The 17,454-nt window shown below is 63.0% G+C and carries 15 protein-coding genes and 1 pseudogene; 7 read left to right on the top strand and 9 right to left on the bottom strand.

Going from position 1 to position 17,454, the window contains the following annotated elements:
• The first annotated feature begins 45 nt into the window (after nucleotides 1-45).
• A complete protein-coding gene (locus tag AC1DWA_RS19600; RefSeq protein ID WP_020969670.1) occupies nucleotides 46-603 on the top strand; it encodes an NUDIX hydrolase in 558 nt (185 codons plus the stop codon).
• A gap of 66 nt (nucleotides 604-669) precedes the next feature.
• Here the strand turns inward: AC1DWA_RS19600 and AC1DWA_RS19595 are convergent, their stop codons facing one another.
• Nucleotides 670-1,347, bottom strand: coding sequence for a TIGR00266 family protein (locus AC1DWA_RS19595; RefSeq protein ID WP_003944961.1), 678 nt, complete (start codon nucleotides 1,345-1,347; stop codon nucleotides 670-672).
• 118 nt (nucleotides 1,348-1,465) lie between these two features.
• Nucleotides 1,466-3,241, bottom strand: coding sequence for a proteasome ATPase (gene arc, locus AC1DWA_RS19590; RefSeq protein ID WP_003944870.1), 1,776 nt, complete (start codon nucleotides 3,239-3,241; stop codon nucleotides 1,466-1,468).
• 132 nt (nucleotides 3,242-3,373) lie between these two features.
• On the opposite strand from arc, the pseudogene AC1DWA_RS19585 reads away from it, so the two are divergent.
• A pseudogene (locus AC1DWA_RS19585) lies at nucleotides 3,374-3,826 on the top strand (MTB12 C-terminal domain-containing protein); the annotation flags it as partial.
• A gap of 65 nt (nucleotides 3,827-3,891) precedes the next feature.
• On the opposite strand, the gene AC1DWA_RS19580 reads toward AC1DWA_RS19585, so the two are convergent.
• Nucleotides 3,892-4,815: a tRNA (adenine-N1)-methyltransferase gene (locus tag AC1DWA_RS19580; RefSeq protein ID WP_007729892.1), complete on the bottom strand. Its 924-nt coding sequence runs from the start codon at nucleotides 4,813-4,815 to the stop codon at nucleotides 3,892-3,894.
• A 138-nt stretch (nucleotides 4,816-4,953) separates the two neighbouring features.
• Between AC1DWA_RS19580 and AC1DWA_RS19575 the strand changes: the two genes are divergently transcribed.
• A complete protein-coding gene (locus AC1DWA_RS19575) occupies nucleotides 4,954-5,844 on the top strand; it encodes a RecB family exonuclease (RefSeq protein WP_370627683.1) in 891 nt (296 codons plus the stop codon).
• A gap of 1 nt (nucleotide 5,845) precedes the next feature.
• Complete coding sequence (locus AC1DWA_RS19570) at nucleotides 5,846-6,655, top strand: thioesterase family protein (RefSeq protein ID WP_003944950.1); 810 nt, start codon at nucleotides 5,846-5,848, stop codon at nucleotides 6,653-6,655.
• 46 nt (nucleotides 6,656-6,701) lie between these two features.
• On the opposite strand, the gene hisG is transcribed toward AC1DWA_RS19570, so the two are convergent.
• From hisG to metH, 6 genes are all read right to left on the bottom strand, one after another.
• The gene (gene hisG, locus AC1DWA_RS19565) at nucleotides 6,702-7,553 is read right to left on the bottom strand and encodes an ATP phosphoribosyltransferase (protein WP_003944905.1); all 852 of its coding nucleotides are present in this window, start codon (nucleotides 7,551-7,553) and stop codon (nucleotides 6,702-6,704) included.
• A 97-nt stretch (nucleotides 7,554-7,650) separates the two neighbouring features.
• Nucleotides 7,651-7,914 carry a phosphoribosyl-ATP diphosphatase gene (locus AC1DWA_RS19560; protein ID WP_003944933.1) on the bottom strand — a complete coding sequence of 88 codons (264 nt, stop codon included), beginning with the start codon at nucleotides 7,912-7,914 and terminating at the stop codon, nucleotides 7,651-7,653.
• Nucleotides 7,915-7,973: 59 nt separating this feature from the next.
• The gene (locus AC1DWA_RS19555; protein WP_229757176.1) at nucleotides 7,974-8,834 is read right to left on the bottom strand and encodes a pseudouridine synthase; all 861 of its coding nucleotides are present in this window, start codon (nucleotides 8,832-8,834) and stop codon (nucleotides 7,974-7,976) included.
• Nucleotides 8,835-8,891: 57 nt separating this feature from the next.
• Nucleotides 8,892-9,752: an oxygen-dependent tRNA uridine(34) hydroxylase TrhO gene (gene trhO, locus AC1DWA_RS19550; protein WP_003944828.1), complete on the bottom strand. Its 861-nt coding sequence runs from the start codon at nucleotides 9,750-9,752 to the stop codon at nucleotides 8,892-8,894.
• A gap of 12 nt (nucleotides 9,753-9,764) precedes the next feature.
• The gene (locus AC1DWA_RS19545) at nucleotides 9,765-10,463 is read right to left on the bottom strand and encodes an HAD family hydrolase (RefSeq protein ID WP_020907815.1); all 699 of its coding nucleotides are present in this window, start codon (nucleotides 10,461-10,463) and stop codon (nucleotides 9,765-9,767) included.
• On the bottom strand, nucleotides 10,456-14,025 hold the full coding sequence (metH, locus tag AC1DWA_RS19540; protein ID WP_020907816.1) for a methionine synthase: 3,570 nt from the start codon (nucleotides 14,023-14,025) through the stop codon (nucleotides 10,456-10,458). The genes AC1DWA_RS19545 and metH overlap by 8 nt, the downstream gene beginning before the upstream one ends.
• Before the next feature lie 168 nt (nucleotides 14,026-14,193).
• Between metH and AC1DWA_RS19535 the strand changes: the two genes are divergently transcribed.
• The 3 genes from AC1DWA_RS19535 (at nucleotide 14,194) to AC1DWA_RS19525 (ending at nucleotide 17,437) form a co-directional block, all read left to right on the top strand.
• Complete coding sequence (locus AC1DWA_RS19535; protein WP_223257810.1) at nucleotides 14,194-15,048, top strand: PAC2 family protein; 855 nt, start codon at nucleotides 14,194-14,196, stop codon at nucleotides 15,046-15,048.
• Nucleotides 15,045-16,205: an MFS transporter gene (locus AC1DWA_RS19530; RefSeq protein ID WP_020969675.1), complete on the top strand. Its 1,161-nt coding sequence runs from the start codon at nucleotides 15,045-15,047 to the stop codon at nucleotides 16,203-16,205. The genes AC1DWA_RS19535 and AC1DWA_RS19530 overlap by 4 nt, the downstream gene beginning before the upstream one ends.
• A gap of 146 nt (nucleotides 16,206-16,351) precedes the next feature.
• A complete protein-coding gene (locus tag AC1DWA_RS19525) occupies nucleotides 16,352-17,437 on the top strand; it encodes a helix-turn-helix domain-containing protein (protein WP_019748530.1) in 1,086 nt (361 codons plus the stop codon).
• Nucleotides 17,438-17,454 lie beyond the last annotated feature (17 nt).

Genomic DNA, 17,454 nt, shown 5'->3' with positions numbered 1-17,454 from the left:
ATGTGATTGCGGCGCGGCACCCACAGGCGTGGCACAGTTGGAGGAATGCACCAACCTCTCACCGCAGACCTGAATCCCGCGGACGAGGTAGTCGCCGTGTACGACCGGACGGGTAATCCGATCGGCCGAGCACCACGTTCCGTCGTCTACTCGGGTGGGCTCTGGCACGCGAGTGCGGGCGTCCTGGTTCGCACCGGGGACGGCTCCCGCATCTACGTCCATCGCCGAACCGACACGAAAGCGGTGTTCGGGGGCTATCACGACTGTCTTGCCGGAGGTGTCGTTGATCCAGGTGAGACGCCGCAGGAAACCGCGATCCGTGAAGTCGGTGAAGAACTCGGAATCTTCGGAACAGCAGATCAGCCACTCCAACTGACGGAGATCGCTCGAATCTCCTGGGACGGCGAGTGGAACAACTCTCCGTTGCGCTGTCACCTGTTTGCGTTCGAACTCAGATACGACGGACCGATGGCACATCAACCCAGCGAGATCGCCGAAGGTTGGTGGTGGACGCCGAAAGAACTCGGCGCCCACCTGCAGGACCCGTCGTGGCCGTTCGTTCCGGACTCACGCGCGCTGCTGGCCGACTATTGCTGGAGCTGAACACCGCTGGAGTTGAACACCGCTGCGACTGAACACTGCTGCGACTGAACACTGCCGCGACCGTGATCAGCCCGGGGTGATCGCCGAGAGCCAAGCAGCAAACGCGCTGGGGTTGCGGGTCTGCGCGAGAACGCGTCCTGGGCCGGTGAAGTCGAAGACAAACCCTTCACCGGACTTCATCGACTGAATGGTGCGCCCCTGAACGGCGCGCCGCATGTTGAAGTTCATCCCGAGGTCGTAGGCGACCACGTGACCGGTATCGATCGTGACCGTCTCGCCTGGCTGCAAGTCGATGACGTCGATCGCGCCGTAGACGGCCAGCACTACTTCACCGTCGCCACTTGCCCGCAAACCGAATCCACCCTCACCGCCGAAGAGGTTGGACATGCCTCCCCACTTGGACTCGACGGTCACGCCGTAGGAGTTGGCCAACCAGGTTCCACGGTTGAGGAAGAACGGGCGATCGGACGTGATGGTCAGTGGGATCAGATCGCCGGGAAGCACGCCGGTCACGTCGACCCAACCACCTTGCGGCGGAGCGGTATACGTCGTGACGAAAAACGACTCCCCACTGAGCATCGACCGCTTGAGTCCCTGCAGGACGCCGCCCTGCGCCTTCGCTTCGAGAACTACGCCGGCGGAATGCGCGAGCATTGCCCCGCTCTCCACGCGCAGCGGTTCGCCGGGCGCGAGGTAGCAGCGAGCGACAGTGGACGACGGATTGTGTCGAAGATGTATCTGCACGGCGGGACTCTAAACCAGCACGACCGACCGGTCCAATCGCAACGGAGGGAACGGCAGCGACGCACAGATCGGGCCGACGACTCCCGAGGAGTGGCCGGCCCGATCGGTGTTCGTTTCGCTACAGGTACTGGCCCGTGTTCGACTCTGTGTCGATCGCGCGGCTGGCACTGGCGTTCTTACCGGTGACGAGAGTGCGGATGTAGACGATCCGCTCACCCTTCTTGCCCGAAATACGTGCCCAGTCATCAGGATTGGTGGTGTTGGGCAGATCCTCGTTCTCGGCGAACTCGTCGACGATGGAATCGAAGAGGTGCTGCACACGCAAGCCAGGAGCACCGGTGTCGAGTACCGACTTGATCGCGTACTTCTTGGCGCGGTCGACGATGTTCTGGATCATCGCACCCGAGTTGAAGTCCTTGAAGAACAGAACTTCCTTGTCGCCGTTGGCGTAGGTGACCTCGAGGAAACGATTCTCTTCGCTCTCCGCGTACATGCGATCGACGACACGAACGATCATCGCCTTCAAGCATGCGGTGCGATCGCCACCGAACTCGGCGAGGTCGTCCGCATTGATCGGCAGACCGTCCACCAGGTACTTCGAGAAGATGTCCTGAGCGGATTCCGCGTCGGGGCGCTCGATCTTGATCTTCACGTCCAGTCGGCCCGGACGCAGGATGGCCGGGTCGATCATGTCCTCACGGTTGGAAGCGCCGATGACGATGACGTTCTCGAGCCCTTCCACACCGTCGATCTCGCTGAGCAGCTGCGGAACGACCGTTGTCTCCACGTCGGAAGAGACTCCCGAACCACGGGTACGGAAGATCGAGTCCATCTCGTCGAAGAAGACGATCACCGGCGTCCCCTCGGACGCCTTCTCACGAGCACGCTGGAAGATCATCCGGATGTGACGCTCGGTTTCGCCGACGAACTTGTTCAGAAGTTCCGGGCCCTTGATGTTCAGGAAGTAGGACTTGGCGTCCTTGCTGTCCTGACCGCGAGCTTCGGCGATCTTCTTGGCCAACGAGTTGGCGACGGCCTTGGCGATGAGCGTCTTACCGCAACCAGGCGGCCCGTAGAGCAGTACACCCTTCGGCGGCCTCAGCGAGTACTCGTGGAATAAGTCCTTGTGGAGGAACGGGAGTTCGACGGCATCACGGATCTGTTCGATCTGACGCCCGAGACCACCGATGTCGTCGTAGTGAACATCCGGAACTTCCTCGAGAACCAGATCTTCGACCTCGGCCTTCGGGATGCGCTCGAAGGCGTACCCGGCCTTGGTGTCGACGAGCAACGAGTCGCCCGGACGCAGTTTCCTGGTCGGAGAATCGGCGTCGTACGCGATGATGTCGGCTTCGGGGTCGGCGAAGACGGCTGCCAACGGCGCTGCGAGCCAGACGATGCGCTCTTCGTCGGCATGACCGACCACCAGTGCGCGCAAGCCGTCGTCGAGTACCTCACGGAGCGTGCTGATCTCACCGACCTGCTCGTAGGTGCCCGCCTCGACGATGGTGAGTGCCTCGTTGAGGCGCACCGTCTGTCCGAGGGCAAGGGTGTCCGTGTCGATGTTCGGTGAACACGTCAATCGCATCTTGCGACCCGACGTGAACACGTCGACGGTCTTGTCCTCGTGTACCGAGAGAAGGACTCCGTAACCGCTCGGCGGCTGACCGAGTCTGTCGACTTCTTCACGAAGTGCGATGAGCTGCTGACGGGCCTCCTTGAGGGTGTCCATCAGCTTGCTGTTTCGGATGGACAGCGAGTCCACCTTCGACTCCAGCTCACGCACCTGCTCCGGCGATTGTGCAAGTTGTCGGCGCAGTACTTGTGCTTCCACTCGTAGCGCGTGGAGTTCTTCTGCTGCCGCAACCGAATCCGGGTTCTCTGTCGAGCTCATGTGCGTCTCCTCCCAGTGCGATCCATCAACGCTACCGGCATAAGGCCCCAAGTGTCGCCAGACACGGTGCGCGAGTGCGAATTCACACCTGAGTACGGACCGTGCCGACTGGTCTCGAGCCAGGTTTTGGTCATGTTAGCCTTGCCTACAAGATGGAGACAGCGCCTGTCTCTCTTTACAACGAAAGGTAACGCTGTGATCATCCGCAAGACTCTCATCAGCGCTTGTGCCGTCGCTGCCGTCCTGACCATGGGTGCATGCAGCTCGGACGACAACAAGGATTCGACGGCTGCCAGCTCGACTTCGGTCGCCGCCTCGAGCACCACGGCCAAGGCCTCGGCTTCCGCTACGACGCCTGCTGCCGCTGCCGCAACGGCTCCGACGGCCGAGGAGCTCAACGCTTCGCTCGTCGCTCTGATCGATCCGGCCAAGCCGATCGAGGAGAAGACCGCTCTGGTGGTCGACGGAACCAAGCGTCAGGCCAACATCGAGACGATGAGTGCTGCGCTGGGCGGTAACCCGGCCTACGCGATCACGTTCAACGTGGACAACGTCAAGGTCGACGGTCAGACCGCAACCGCAGACGTCGCCGTCGTCGACAAGAGCGGCGATCCGGTATCCGGATCGCCGCTCTTGTTGTTTTCGTATGACTACTTGGCTGCCGTGTTCGAGCCCTTGCCCGCGCGCCGCTGCGGCTTCGGGGTGACCGTTCCTTCGGCCAGACGACGAGCGCTCACGAGGAACGCGGTGTGGCCCTGCATCCGATGCTCGGGACGCACCGCCAATCCGACGACGTGCCAACCGCGCACGATCGATTCCCACGACCGTGGCTCGGTCCAGCATTCCTGCTCACGCATCGCTTCGACGACCTTCGAGAGCTGAGTAACGGTCGCGACGTAGACGATCAACACGCCGCCTGGCACGAGCGCCTTCGAGACGGCGGGCAGGACGTCCCATGGAGCCAGCATGTCGAGTACGACGCGATCGACCTTGCCGCCGTGCGCTTCCGGATCGAACTCCGCCAGATCGGCGATGGTCAGTTCCCAGTTCGGCGGACGTTCACCGAAAAAGGTCTCGACGTTGCGAACCGCGTGTTCGGCATGATCGTCGCGGACCTCGTAGGAGATGACCTTGCCCTCGGGTCCGACGGCACGCAGTAGTGAACACGTCAGTGCGCCGGAGCCGGCTCCGGCTTCGAGCACGCGTGCTCCTGGAAACACGTCGCCTTCGTGGACGATCTGAGCTGCGTCCTTCGGGTAGATGACCTGTGCACCGCGCGGCATGGACAGCACGTAGTCGACCAGTAGCGGGCGCAGGGCGAGGTAGGGCGTGCCGTTGACCGACTTGACGACGCTGCCCTCGTCGGCGCCGATCAAATCGTTGTGAACGATTCCGCCCTTGTGGGTGTGGTACTCGCGGTTCGCCTCGAGAACGATCGTGTAGTGGCGTCCCTTGCCGTCGGTCAGCTGGACCCGGTCGCCGACGCGAAACGGCCCCGACGGCCGCTTGCCCGGCGCAGTGAGATCAGCTTCCGGAAGCTCTTGTTCGGGAATCTCGGCGACAGCGGACTGCACAACCTCATCCACTTCGGTCGTGCCTTCTTCTGGTTGCAGCTCGTTCGCCATGCGCAGATGATCCCTGTTCGCTTGTTTCCGGTGTCCTCGCCACCGGCTCCGACGGAGTTGTCGGACCAACCGCATAGCCTGCCAGGTGTGAGCTCTGTCGAATTGCCAACCCCCACTCCAACGGGTGCAACATCACAGGAGCGCCCGCGTAGTCGGCCGGCGCTCTCTCCTTCGCGTGCGGGTGACTACAAGCAATGCCCCCTGCTCTACCGGTTCCGAGCGGTCGACAGAATTCCGGAAACACCTACCAGAGCCCAGGTCAGAGGAACCGTCGTCCACGCGGCCCTGGAAGCGCTGTTTGCACTCCCCACCGGTCACCGGGTTCCCGATCGCGCAGCCGAACTCGTCCGTCCCGCGTGGGAACGTGTCAGTGCCGAGTCTCCCGAAGCGGCTGATCTGATTCCGGAAGACGAGCTGGACGCGTTTCTCGGCGAAGTCGGCAAGCTCGTCGCGACGTACTACACGCTCGAAGATCCCACTCGATTCGATGCCGAGGCGTGCGAGGTCTACGTCGAGACCGAGTTGGAGAACGGCGTTCGACTCCGCGGCTTCGTCGACCGGATAGACGTTGCACCGACCGGTGAGGTGCGGGTGGTCGACTACAAGACCGGAAAGGCACCCCGCGAGTTCACCGAGTCCAAAGCGCTCTTCCAGATGAAGTTCTACGCGCTCGTACTACTGCGCACTCGCGGAATCGTTCCCGCGCAACTGCGCCTGATCTATCTGGCCTCCGGCTCGATTCTCACGTACGCCCCGGATCACGACGAGCTCATTCGATTCGAGCGGACCCTCTCCGCCATTTGGAAGGCGATCCTCGCGGCAGGTGCGACCGGAGACTTCAGACCCAAGCCTGGCAAACTGTGCGACTGGTGCGATCACAAGTCACTGTGCCCCTCGTTCGGCGGAACACCACCGCCGTATCCAGGTTGGCCGGACCTGCTGAGCACTGAACCTGTTGCTGCAAAGGAGAATTCATAACATGACGGACAGTTCGTACTACCGCTACCTCGGAACCACGGAGGAAGGGCACGAGCGGTTCGCGAGCACGCAGGCGACTGTCAGCATCTGGGGCCCGACACTGCAGCACGGTGCTCCCCCGTCGGCGCTGTTGGTACGAGCCCTCGAGCGGTGCGGTGCGCGCGACGAAACCCGTCTGACGCGCGTCGTCGTCGAGATTCTCGGGCCCATTCCGATTGCCGACCTCGAAGTCCGGTCGTGGATCGAACGCCCCGGTCGCCGAATCGAATTGATCGTCGCCGAGCTGTGGGCAACCACCGCCGACGGATCTGCCCGCGCGGTTGCGCGCGGTACGGCATGGCGGATGGAGACCGTCGATACCGGCGATGTCGTCCACGTAGTCGATCCCCCGCTCGAACCCCGTGACAGCGGCACCCCGGGCGTTCTCGAGGGTCTCTGGAGCGTCGGCTACCTCAAGACCCTCGACTGGTCCTGGATTGCTCCGATCGGGTGCGTGGGAACCGGGAAGGTCTGGGCGCGCCCCAAGCCCGAGCTGGTCGAGGGCGAGAAGATGTCTGCCCTCGAGCGTTTGTTCGCGGTGGCCGACATCTCCAACGGCGTCGGCGCCAAGCTCGACCCTGAGCACTGGACGTTCCTCAACACCGATCTCACGGTGCATATCTTCCGTGTGCCCGAGGGCGAGTGGGTCGGTGTCGCCGCCGAAACCACGACCGGTCCGGATGGCGTCGGCATGTGTGCGGGAGTGCTCTACGACGAGCAGGGCGCCGTCGGCCGTATCGCCCAGACTTTGCAGATTCGCGCCCGTTCCTGATTTCCAGGAACGGGCGCGAATGCGCGTAAATCTATTCAGACAGTGATCAGAAAGCGCGTACCGAGCGGATGTTCGACGCGAGGATGGCCTTGGCGCCGAGTTCCGCCAAGGCATCCATCACCTGGTTGTGTCCCTTGATCGGTACCATCGCGCGAACCGCGACCCAGTCGGGGTCAGCCAACGGCGAGAGGGTCGGCGACTCCATACCCGGAGTCATCTTGATGGCGTCGTCGAGGATGGTGCGCGGGCAGTCGTAGTCGATCATCAGATTCTGCTGCGCGAAGACAATTCCGCGTACGCGTTCGATGAGCTGATTGCGTGCGGGATCGTCCTGCGGAGCGCCGGTGCGCTCGATCAGGACACCTTCGGAATCGCAGAGCGATTCACCGAAAGCAACGAGGTTGTGTTGGCGGAGAGTACGACCCGACCCGACCACGTCGGCGATCGCATCGGCGACACCGAGCTGAATCGAAATCTCCACTGCTCCGTCGAGACGGATGACGGTTGCGTCGAGTCCGCGATCGGTGAGGTCCTTGCGGACAAGGTTCGGGTACGACGTCGCAATGCGCAGGCCGGACAGATCCTCAACGGCCCAGTCCTTGCCTGCTGGTGCTGCGTAGCGGAACGACGAACGGCCGAAGCCCAGTGACAGACGCTCGGATACGGGAGCGCCCGAGTCGCCGGCGAGATCACGACCAGTGATGCCGAGATCCAGCTCACCGGAGCCGACGTAGATCGCAATGTCCTTGGGACGCAAGAAGAAGAACTCGACCTGGTTGGCAGGATCGAGGACCGTCAGATCACGGGAATCGGTGCGTCGACGGTAGCCGGCCTCGCTGAGAATTTCGGCGGCGGACTCGGAAAGTGAGCCTTTGTTGGGAACTGCTACGCGCAGCATGGTGGATGTCCTTTCGGAAGGTGTGGGTGACGTGAGACGACATGAATCGGAAGCCCTGGACGAGCGAGATGGCGAACATCTCGCTGGTCAGCTCCGATCACAGATGTCGGTACACGTCCTCGAGGGTCAGTCCGCGACCGACCATCAACACCTGCGTCCAGTACAGCAGCTGGGAAATTTCCTCGGCTAGCTGCTCATCGCTCTGGTATTCCGCAGCGATCCACACTTCACCGGCTTCCTCGATGACCTTTTTGCCCTGAGCATGCACACCGGCGTCGAGGGCGGCGACAGTACCGGACCCCTCGGGGCGAGTAGCAGCACGCTCGGTCAATTCGGCGAACAAGGATTCGAAGGTCTTCACGGGTACACATTCTTTCACGAGGACGGAAGCGGTTTGCACACGCCCACGAACTGCGGTGTTCACAGGCCTGCGTCGAGGCTGCGCGAACTCACGAACCTGCGAGTCTGCCCGGTGATCGGATCCGGGTATTCCAACGCCCGCGCCAACAATCGCAACGGAGTCGAGAAGTCGCCGGGCACCGCGGGAAGGTACTCGGGGTAGTAATTGTCACCGACGATCGGGACGCCCAGCGAGTTGAGGTGCAGCCGAAGCTGATGGGTACGGCCGGTCCGTGGGAGCAACCTGTATCGGCCGAGAGTCCGGCCGGCCGAGTCGGTGATCGTCTCGATCAGTTCGATCGAAGTCTCACTGTTCGGCTCGCCATCGATCTCGGTAGCCGTCATCTCGCCGTGAACTTTGTTGATGCGGCTACGCACCGTGCGAGGGAAAGTCAGTTCCGGATCGAAGCCTGCAATCGCCTCGTATTCCTTGACGATCCGCTGCTCGGCAAAAAGTTCCTGGTACGGCCGTCGTAGGTCCGGTGTCACCGTGAACACGATGACGCCCGCCGTCATTCGGTCGAGGCGGTGAACGGGCGCAAGGTCCGGAAGATCCAGATCACGACGCAGTCGCACGACGGCGCTTTCGACGATGTGCGCTCCCCGTGGAATGGTCGCCAGGAAGTGCGGTTTGTCGATCACGAGTATGGAGTCGTCGCGGTACAAGATCTCGATCTCGTGCGGAACCGGAATCTCGGGGGCCGGCTCGCGGTAGAAGTACACGAAACGGGTCGGCTGGTAGGGCGTTCGGCTCGTGATCTTCCGTCCGTGCTCGTCGACGACGTCTCCGGCATTCACGAGGTCCGCCCACAGGTCCCGCTCCCCCGGGTGCTCGCCGATCAGATGCTCGAGGACGGTATGCGCCGACGACTCCGCCGGCATCCGCAGCCGGTCGGGTCCGAGACCGTTTCGGATCGGCAACGGAGCCTTGGGCACTGCTCAGTCCTGCTCGAGGTCTGGTGAACAACTCTCGCAGAGCAATTCGAGGGTGCGGCCGTCGCCGTCGATCCGATTGCGGTACCGCGGTGTCGGAGTACCACAATCGACACACACGCCGAGTGTCTTGGCTTCGGATGAGAACTCGATGTTCATCCGCTTGTCGAACACGTACAGGGAGCCGTCCCAGAGGCCCCGGTCGCCGAAAGTCTCGCCGTAACGGACGATTCCGCCGTCCAACTGGTAGACCTCGTCGAAGCCACGTGAGCGCATCAGCGAAGACAACACCTCACAGCGCACTCCGCCGGTGCAGTAGGTGACTACGGCTTTGCCCTTGAGATGGTCGTATTTTCCACTGTCGAGTTCGTCGACGAAATCGCGGGTGGTGGCGACGTCCGGAACTACCGCATCCCGGAAGCGGCCGATCTCGGCTTCGAAGGCGTTGCGGCCGTCGAAGAACACAACGTCGTCACCGCGACTGTCGACGAGTTCGTGTAGTTCCTTGGGCGCCAGATGAACTCCGCCACCGACAACACCGTTCTCGTCGACTTTCAGCTCGTCGGGGGCTCCGAACGTCACGATCTCCGAGCGGGCCTTGACGCTGAGGCGAGGGAAGTCGTTTCCGAGTCCGTCCGACCACTTGATGTCAGCGGTACGGAACGGCTCGTAGCCACGCGTTCCGCGGACGTATCGCTTGACATCCTCGATGTCTCCGCCGACCGTCGCATTGATTCCGTGAGGCGAGACGATGATCCGGCCCGTCAGGTTGTTGGACTCGGCCAGGCTGTGCTGCCACAGCTTGATCGCTTCCGGGTCCGCCAATGGCGTGAACTGGTAGAACAGAACAATTTTCGGAATAGCCACAGCAAATCCAGCCTAACGTGCCGCGCTCGAGTGAACGTCGTGAAGATCGTGAATGGACAAGTCCACCAGAGACTCTCGAAACACGCGTCCTGGACCCTCCGGGACATCGACCTCACACGGAACGACGAGCACCGCGCAACCCGCGGCGCTTGCCGACGCAGTACCGGTCGGCGAGTCCTCGATCGCGAGGCACTGCGCCGGTTCGAGTCCGAGCAGATGCGCTCCGCGCAGGTACGGATCCGCCGCCGGTTTTCCGTTGGGAACCTCGTCGCCGCACACCGAGTGGTCGAAGAATTCACGGCCGAGCATGCCGAGTGCCCGATCGACCAGTACTCGCTCGGTGTTGGTGACCAGTGCAGAACGCAGACCACCGTCACGCACGGTCGCCAGTGCATCGCGAGCACCCGGCCGCCAGGTCACGCCGTCCTCGAACAGATCGCCGACGCGGGTGTACATCCAGTCCTTCGCCTCGGCGACGGCATCGGGATGCTTCTCCAGGCCGAGCGCGTCGAACACCGTCGCCAGGGCGAAGGGGCTCGACGCACCGATGACGGCGATGCGTGTCGCTTCCGTCATCGGTCCGCCCAGGCGTAGGGACAACTCACGAAGCGCGATGTCCCACAGCTTCTCCGAATCGAGCAGGGTGCCGTCCATGTCCCACAGGACACCACCGAGGGTCGATTCGGATACCTCGGTCAACAACTCAGACATTGAAATACTTTGCTTCCGGGTGGTGCAGGACAAAAGCGTCCGTGGACTGCTCGGGATGCAGCTGCAGTTCTTCGGACAATTCGACGCCGATTCGCTCGGGTTCGAGCAACGCCACCAACTTGGCACGATCCTCGAGGTCCGGGCACGCGCCGTATCCGAACGAGTAACGAGCGCCGCGGTACTCGAGATCGAAGTAGCCCGCAACCTCGGTCGGGTCCTGCTCCGCGACGGTATGCCCCTCGGGGAGCACAAGCTCTTCACGAACGCGTCGATGCCAGTACTCGGCCAGAGATTCCGTGAGTTGGACGCCGATTCCGTGAACCTCGAGGTAATCACGGTACGAGTTCGACGCGAACAACTCGTTGGCGAAGTCCGCGATCGGCTGACCCATCGTCACCAACTGGAACGGAAGAACGTCGACCTGACCGGTCGCTTCTGCTTCCTTACGCGAGCGCACGAAGTCAGCGATGCACAGGAAACGGTCGCGATGCTGACGCGGGTAGGTGAACCGGAACCGTTCAGGTGCATCCGGTTTCGGTTCGGTGAGCACGATGACGTCATCGCCCTCCGAGATCGCCGGGAAGTAGCCGTACACAACCGCGGCGTGCGCGAGAATGCCCTCGGAAGTCAGCCGATCGAGCCAGTACCGGAGCCGCGGACGGCCTTCCGACTCGACCAGTTCCTCGTACGTCGGACCGTCGCCCTTGCGCTGACCGCGAAGGCCCCACTGGCCGAGGAAGAGAGCGCGCTCGTCGAGCAGCCCCGAGTACTCGGACAGAGAGATTCCCTTGACGATGCGCGAGCCCCAGAACGGCGGTGTCGGCACCGCAATGTCGGTAGCGACATCGGAACGCTCCGGCAGGACGACGGGAACCGCTGCAGCTTTACGCTTTTCGGCGATGCGCTTGGAACGCTCGTGACGAGCCTTACGCTCGGCAGCCTTCTCGCGAGCAGCGATGGCCTCCGGGCTGTCCGGCGCCGGGCCGCCGCCGCGCTTGGTCGTCATGATCTGGTCCATCAAGTTCAGACCCTCGAAAGCGTCGCGGGCATAGCTGACGTCGCCCTCGTACACCTCCTGCAGATCGTTCTCGACGTACGAACGCGTCAGCGCGGCACCACCCAGCAAAACCGGGAACTGTTCCGAGACACCGCGAGAGTTCAGTTCCTTGAGGTTGTCCTTCATGACCACTGTCGACTTCACGAGCAATCCGGACATGCCGATGACATCGGCCTTGTGCTCGATCGCAGCATCGAGAATGGTCGCGATGGGCTGCTTGATGCCGAGGTTCACGACGTCGTAACCGTTGTTACTCAAGATGATGTCGACAAGGTTCTTGCCGATATCGTGGACGTCGCCCTTGACCGTCGCAATGACGAGGCGGCCCTTGCCGTCGTCGTCCGTCGCTTCCATGTGCGGCTCGAGGAACGCAACTGCTGCCTTCATGACCTCGGCGGACTGCAGAACGAACGGCAACTGCATCTGTCCGGAACCGAACAATTCACCGACGGTCTTCATGCCCGAAAGCAGTGTCTCGTTGATGATTTCGATCGGGGACTTGACCGTCATTGCTTCGGTGAGATCGTCGTCGAGGCCGTTGCGCTCGCCGTCGACGATGCGACGCTCGAGCCGGTCGAACAACGGAAGTCCGGCGAGTTCCTGCGCACGGGACTCGCGCGCCGACGCAGCCGAGACACCCTCGAACAGAGCCATCAGCTTCTGCAGCGGGTCGTAGCCCTCGCTACGACGGTCGTAGACCAGGTCGAGTGCGGTTTCACGCTGCTCGTCCGGAATTCGCGCCATCGGCAGAATCTTGGACGCGTGAACGATCGCCGTGTCCAGACCGGCCTCGGTGCACTCGTGCAGGAACACCGAGTTGAGGACCTGACGTGCCGCCGGGTTCAAACCGAACGAAATGTTCGAGATACCCAGGGTGAAGTGCAGTTCCGGGTACGCAGCCTTGAGCTGACGGATGGCTTCGATGGTCTCGATGCCGTCGCGTCGCACCTCTTCCTGACCGGTGGAGATGGGGAAGGTCAAGGCGTCGACGATGATGTCGGACTCGGCGAGTCCCCAGTTTCCCTTGATGTCCTCGATCAGACGCTTGGCGATGGCGACCTTGGTCTCGGCGGTGCGAGCCTGGCCCTCTTCGTCGATGGTCAGGGCGACGACTGCCGCGCCGTGCTCCTTGACCAACGTCATGATCTTGTGAAAACGCGATTCGGGGCCGGCGCCGTCCTCGTAGTTGACGGAGTTGACAGCGCAGCGGCCACCGAGGTGTTCGAGACCAGCCTGCAACACGGCAGGCTCGGTGGAGTCGAGCATGATCGGCAGCGTCGAGGACGTCGCCAGACGGCTGGCCAGTTCCGACATGTCGGCGGCACCGTCGCGGCCCACGTAGTCGACGTTGAGGTCGAGCATGTGTGCGCCGTCGCGGGTCTGGTCCTTGGCGATGTCCAGGCACTTCTGGTAGTCCGCGGAGAGCATTGCCTCGCGGAAAGCCTTGGAGCCGTTGGAGTTCGTGCGTTCACCGATCATCAGGATGCTGGCGTCCTGCTCGAACGGCACCGCCGAGTACAGCGAAGAGGTACTCGGCTCGTGGATCGGGGTGCGCTGGGCCTTCTCGACCTGACGGACCGCGTCGGCGACCGCGCTGATGTGCTCGGGTGTCGTACCGCAGCAGCCGCCTACGAGGCCGAGTCCGAACTCGGAAACGAAACCACTGAGGGCTTCGGCCAATTCGTCGGCGGTCAGCGGGTACTCGGCGCCCTTGGGGCCGAGCTGCGGCAGACCGGCATTGGGCATGACCGACACCGGCAGCGTCGAGTACTTGGACAGGTGCCGGAGATGTTCGCTCATCTCGGCCGGCCCGGTGGCACAGTTCAGGCCGATCATGTCGATACCGAGTGGCTCGAGTGCCGTCAGCGCCGCACCGATCTCACTGCCCAGGAGCATCGTTCCAGTTGTCTCTACCGTCACGTGCGTGATGATCGGCAACCGCAGTCCGAGTTGCTCCATCGCGCGCTGACTGCCGAGAATGGCAGCCTTCACCTGAAGCAGGTCCTGGCAGGTTTCGACGAGGATGGCGTCGGCGCCACCGTCGATCATGCCGAGCGCAGCTTCGGTGTACGCGTCACGAAGGACTGCGTACGGTGCGTGTCCGAGGCTGGGGAGCTTGGTTCCCGGTCCCATCGAGCCGAGTACGAATCGGGCCATGCCGTCGCGGCCTGGTCCCATCTCGTCCGCTACTTCACGGGCGAGAGCAGTGCCTTTTTCCGCGAGTTCGCGGATCCGGTGAGAGATGTCGTAGTCGGCGAGGTTGGGCAGGTTGCAACCGAAGGTGTTGGTCTCGACGGCATCGGCACCAGCGGCGAAGTACGCACGGTGGATGTCTTTGAGCACGTCGGGACGGGTGTCGTTGAGGATCTCATTGCACCCCTCGAGGCCGAGGAAGTCGTCCAGGGTGAGGTCCGCGGCCTGCAACATGGTGCCCATCGCTCCGTCGCCGATGACAACGCGCTGTTTCAGCGCATCAAGCAGGGCAGAGTTAAATGGGGCAGACATGCCGTCCAGAGTAGTGGGCGCACCGACAAGCTCTGGCCGTAGGCTGGGTGGGTGAGTCCAAGTGAGTTCCCCGTCACTCCCGACGGCCCGGTCGATTTCGACGATTCCGCGGCCTTCGAGAGCCCTGACGGCTTTGCCGTCGACAGCAGCGACCGCCTCGAGGGCGACATCCCTGTCCTACGTGATCCCATCCTCGTTGCAGCTTTCGAGGGCTGGAACGACGCCGGTGACGCAGCCAGCGGTGCGGTCGAACATCTCGAGCTGATCTGGGATGCCCAGCCGCTCGCCGAACTCGATTCCGAGGACTACTACGACTACCAGGTCAACCGTCCCACGGTCCGTCAGGTCGACGGTGTCACTCGCGAAATCGTTTGGCCGGCAACACGTTTGTCGGTCTGTTCACCTCCAGGCAGTGAGAGCGACATCGTCCTTCTTCGCGGGATCGAACCCAACATGCGGTGGCGCAGTTTCTGCGAGGATCTGCTCGAGTTGATCGACCAACTGAACGTCAAGACCGTGGTCATCCTCGGAGCCCTGCTCGCCGATACTCCGCACACCCGCCCGGTGCCGGTCACGGGCACGGCGTACAGCAGCGAATCCGCGGCACGATTCAACCTCGAACAGACCCGATACGAAGGCCCGACAGGCATCACCGGAGTTCTTCAGGACGAGTGCGTTCGTGCTGGTGTACCCGCTATTTCGTTCTGGGCAGCGGTTCCGCACTACGTCTCGCAGCCACCCAACCCGAAGGCCACAGTGGCCCTCCTTCAACGAGTCGAGGATGTTCTCGACATCGAGGTCCCCCTCGGTGAACTCCCAGCTCAGTCGGAGGATTGGGAGGAAGCGGTCAACGAAATGACCGCGGACGACGAGGAAATCGGCGAATACGTGCGCACCCTGGAAGAGCGGGGAGACGCCGAAACCGACATCAGCGAAGCAATCTCCAAGATCGACGGCGACGCCATCGCCGCGGAATTCGAGCGCTACCTCAGACGGCGAGGACCCGGCAGCTTCGGACTGTGAGCAAGAACACTCCAGAAGAAGGTGGAAGTACACAGCGCCCACTGCGCCTCCGGCTTCAACTGATCGCGCTGTACGCCGGCGGGTTCCTCGGCCCGTTCGGCGGCGGCGTGGTTGCTTCGATCCTCCCCGAGATCGGTGACGATCTAGGGGTCGGACCGTCGGCGGCCGCCTCCTCCCTCACCGCGTACCTGCTCCCCTTCGCCGCTCTGATGTTGGTGTCGGGGACGCTCGGGACACGGTGGGGCAAGGTCCGGACGGTGCGGATCGCATACGGCGTCTACGTCTTCGCGTCGTTGGCATGCTTTCTCGCCCCGACACTCGAGATCTTCCTGGCCGCCCGGGTACTGCAGGGCTCCGCGAACGCATTCACCACGCCGCTGTTGCTTGCTTCGTTGGCGGCCGCAACTCCGCAGGCTCGATTGGGTCGAGCCCTCGGTGCCTTCGGCGCATTCCAGGCTGCAGGGCAGTCGTCGGCTCCGTTGATCGGCGGACTGGCGGCCGAATTCGACTGGCGTCTGGCCTTTCTCGTCATCGCAGTGGTCGCGGGCATCCTGGGAGCCGTCGGGCTCCCGAAGTCCGAAGCACCGGCAGCGACCACTCCCGCCCGTCTCCGCGATGCATTACGCCCCGAAGTGCTCCGCATCGGTATCGCTGCATTGCTCGGCTGGGGCGCCCTCGGTGGACTGAGCTTCCTGCTCGCCTTCCGCTTCGAAGACGAGTTCGGGCTGTCCCCCACCGTCCGCGGCCTACTGCTCACCGTCTTCGGCGTGGCCGGCATCCTCTCGGCCCGGCGCATCGGAATCCTCATCGATCGCATCGGCGCACGCTCCTCCGTGATGATCGGTGCACTGGGCGGAGCAGTTCTGGTCTCCGTCGTCGGCCTTGCCGGCTTGGTGCCGGTGATCGCGATCGCATGGTTTGTCGCAGGTGTCGCGAGCCAGTTCGTCCTTGTCGGCGTCAACGCGGCGGTGCTCGGATCCGCGGGGCCCAACCGTGGCGGCGCTGTCTCGGTCGTCCAAGCGATGCGCTTCGGCGGCGCCGCTCTTGCTCCCCTGGCCCTGACACCGATTTACGACTCTTCGCCTGCCGCGAGCTTCCTGATCCCCGCACTATTGCTCGCCGTCGTCGCTCCCCTGATCATGCCGAAGCAACGCTGATCGGTCTCGGCAGTTTCGAATTTGAAGTTGTGTAGGTAGTGAGTTTGTCGGCGAAAGCGACCACCGTTGTCGCGAGGCTGTCAGGGCGAACATTGTTCGGAAAATCTTGTGTTTCCGTCGTCGACAGATATTGATACCATTGGAACATGAGCGAATCTGAGTCGGAACCGGAACGGCCGATCGATATTTTTCGGCGATCGGTTGCCGTCATCGAAGAAAATTTGCCTCCTACCTGGTCTTTGTCGACACAGCGCTCCCCCGACCTGTCCGAGGCGCCACTCCGACTCGACCTCCGCTCCCCTGACGGCGCGGTGGCCAAATTCGGCGTCTACGCCGCTCACGGTGTCCTGAGCAGCGACGTTCCCGGTATCGCCGATCGCTTCCCCACCGGTCAACCCGGCTTCGTGTGCGCAAAATATCTGTCCGAGCCGGTCCGCCGGCAGCTCGATTCCCACGCGATCTCGTACGCAGACGCCACGGGCAACGTGTCGTTGACCGCTGATCGACCCGCCGTCTGGGTGCGTGGACGCGGAGCCGACGCCGATCCGTGGCGGGGGCCCGGACGTCCTTCCGGACAGTTGACGGGCGATCCGTCAGCTCGCGTCGTGCGTGCGCTTGCCGATTTCGCGGCGCCACTGGCGATCACTGCCTTGGTGCGCCTGGCCGGTGCGTCGACGGGAGCAACCTATCGGGTGGTTCAGACACTGTCGGATCGTGAACTGGTGACCAGGCTCCCCCGCGGTGGGATCGGTGACGTCCGCTGGCCGAAGATGCTTCGTGAATGGGCGGCTGAAGCCGGCGCCAAAGCGCCGACGCCTCACGGCTTTCACGCGCCGGACGGGTTGGAAGCACTCTTCGATCAACTGCGTCAGCTCAGCGGTCACATCTACGCCGGTACCGCCTCGGTGGCCGCGGCACCCTTTGCTCGGTACGCGCCCACTCGACGTGCCCACTTCCATGCCGACAACGTCGATCAGTTCGCCGACGCTCTCGGACTACGGCGGGTGGAATCCGGCGGTGACGTGTGGATCACCGCTCCCCTCTCACCGTCTGCCTTCGACCGATTGCTCACCCGCGACGGCATCCGCATCGTCGCCCCCAGCCAAGCGTTCGCCGATCTGCTGGTCGGCCCGGACTCCGACGAGGCGGCGGCCGAGCACCTGCTCACATGGATGATCGAGAACGAATCGCAGTGGCGACGCGCCGCATCCCCTGCTACGGATCGCCCGTAGGAAAAAGAGGGGGCGTC

The sequence above is a fragment of the Rhodococcus sp. P4_F3_2 genome (assembly GCF_056401335.1).
Note: the sequence above shows the minus strand (reverse complement) of the source record. Positions and strands in the feature narration are given on the sequence as shown.